This is a genomic window from Oligoflexus sp., assembly GCF_035638955.1.
Lineage (GTDB): Bacteria > Bdellovibrionota_B > Oligoflexia > Oligoflexales > Oligoflexaceae > Oligoflexus.
Genome location: NZ_DASQYZ010000140.1, coordinates 1 through 1868, shown reverse-complemented (window position 1 = coordinate 1868; position 1868 = coordinate 1). Strand labels below are relative to the sequence as shown.

Genomic DNA, 1868 nt, shown 5'->3' with positions numbered 1-1868 from the left:
CGGGCTCATAGACACTTCATTCGCATAGGTTATCTCCAGGGCCTCGATGCCCGCTAATTGATTAGCGTTTACGCCGCAATATTGATCCGGGCTCCAATAAACGGAGCTCGGACTCACTAAGCATTTAGTAAACACGCTAACATGCGGATTGTGCTCGCTGGGATCTGAACGTCAGCCGGATGACTACCCACCCACCAAGGGATTTGTTAGCATATTAATTTCATTGAATAATGTGTAGAAGTTGCGACTTGATCTACAACATGCCAATAGAATTGGTAGAGTTACCCCAACACAACCAAATGGATCCTGGCAGATCCAAATGCGGGATAACTCTGTAAATGAATTCTACTCAGCTCGGCTTTTGCCCTTTTTCGTGGTGCAAAAGCCAATCGTATTTCAAACTGAGGCCAAGTCTTCCTCGGCTGGCAAAACCTTGCCAGCTACTTTAGGGTCTGATTGGTTCCGTTTTTAAGAGCAGATCATCTAAACTACGCAGCAGGCGCCAAGGCATCGAGCAGCATATTCTTAAATGGCAGCGAAAGTTTCTGATAACCCTTGTTTCGGGTCACCTTTGCAAAAGCCCAATGAACCCAAAGCCAGCGTCTTAAGCCGGTGATCACGTCAGAGAATGTTACGACGTTTTTACCTTGCCAGTGGACAAAAATTCTTGCCTGCTTTCCGGTCGGCAGCAAGACGTAAAGCAAGACAATAATCGAGTAAAGCCAAAGCAGAAAGGGCGCCTCCCGGAGAACAGCTTTTTCAGAATGACACCTCGTCGAACCGAAGCCCAGGTATGCGCGTGCTTCCTCAAACGTCACTTCGATAGCCCAACGTTCGGTATATGCTTCAACAATAAACCGCGGCGGCATATGAACCCTGGTCGTAAAAAAGTACTCATCGCGATGAGTTCCAGTCAAGTCATGAACAAAAACCCAGCGAATCGGCACCAGGCCCTGACCCTGCTTGAACCAATGCCCTACGGCACTTACAATCTCAACGTCGCGTTTTTCACCACCATACCAATTGACTGTCATTCTCGTTCGCACTTGAGTTTGCTCGACAACCTGCTCAGGTGATAACGCTTTCGGTCCCTTCAGTCTCGGGCGACCATTCTTTTTACCCATCCTGGCTGGACACGGTTCATATAGGTTTGCGTCCGGATAAAAGCGACTCACAAATATGAGCTGATCCCGATGACTGCTGGAAAAACAGGCCATTCGATGAGTTCCGAAACCTCCATCCGCTGAAAGACGGAAGCATCGATCTGGGAACCACCTTATCAAAACTTTTAGCAAAGATTCGAGAATTTCAGGTTGTGTCCTGTGGATTCGGCCGTGATTCTGATTCCACTTTCGCGAGCGATACAAAGCCAGGAGCACCGGCAATGCCCATGGACGCCTTGAAAACGGCAGGCGTACAACAATGCTTAGTACAACCCACTTATGCCCCCAGTAAAATGCTGTAAAGGATCGTGACGAGTGGACCGCATCTCTGTGGCGATCCTTGCCGAAAACCTTGGCACCGCGATGTTCATCAACGGTATCATCACCTGCAAGGTGCACAGTGCCCATCGGAACAAGATGTTTCAGCAAAAGCTTGCATAGGCCATGCGCAACGGCCCAGGTTGACCAGCGACGCTGTGAAAAAACCCGGTTATAGCTTGATACATGGCCGGGAATAAGATTCCTTACCGTGCGCACCATGTTACTAACTGTCCGGGAGCCGACTGTCAATATAGCTGCCAGAACAAGGGCCACAAATCGTATGAAGGTGGGGCGGGTAAAGGCTCCGGCCAATTCTTCGGATAGTATTCTCATAACGGGTTGAGGTATATAATTCATGAGAGCCTCTTGTGTCGGACCGCTCGT

Annotated in this window: 1 protein-coding gene; it reads right to left on the bottom strand. The window is 49.1% G+C overall.

The window, feature by feature from the left end:
• Positions 1-488: 488 nt before the first annotated feature.
• Entirely contained in the window at positions 489-1817 is a 1329-nt protein-coding gene (locus tag VE954_RS13645; protein ID WP_324953596.1) for an IS701 family transposase, read from the bottom strand.
• Positions 1818-1868: the final 51 nt, after the last annotated feature.